At 52.9% G+C, this 493-nt stretch carries 1 pseudogene; it reads left to right on the top strand.

Features of this window, described 5'->3' with window-relative positions:
- A pseudogene (locus B4113_RS07960) lies at window positions 1-278 on the top strand (UPF0236 family transposase-like protein); the annotation flags it as partial.
- Between the last annotated feature and the right edge of the window lie 215 nt (window positions 279-493).

Raw genomic sequence — 493 nt, 5'->3', positions numbered from 1 at the left:
TGAAATCCCGCCGCAGCTGGAAGGACCAAGGACTTTGGGCGTTACTGAAGGCGATGGTGGCCTAAATCGACGGAATAGGGTGGAGAACGGGGCAGTTGGAGGAGAAAGAGCCCCAGAGGGCAGCCTCGGCCCCGCCGAAGCTGGAGCGGATCAAACAGGCCAAACGGAAGGCAGGGCGGTTGTTGGCGGAGGTGATGCGCCAGAACATCCCGTGTCTTCAGCGGTCATCGGGGACGCCGATCTACCAAGCATTGTCGGCGCTTCGGGACGGTGGATAGATGTAAAAAATGGATAGAAAAAACCATCTCTAAGATGAGGGATGAGAGTCCGAAAGCGCTTACGATAACAATTCCTAAAAATGGTCTACCAACCAGTTATCGATAACGCCCGTAGTAGACCGAAAAAATGTTCTCCACAGTATCCATTCAGCCCAATACTAGCGAGATTTTCAGAATCCAGCACCAATAGGGCATTTCCGGTATCGAAAACGCCC

This window comes from Geobacillus sp. B4113_201601, assembly GCF_001587475.1.
GTDB lineage: Bacteria > Bacillota > Bacilli > Bacillales > Anoxybacillaceae > Geobacillus > Geobacillus icigianus.
This window is presented reverse-complemented; position numbering and strand designations above follow the sequence as displayed.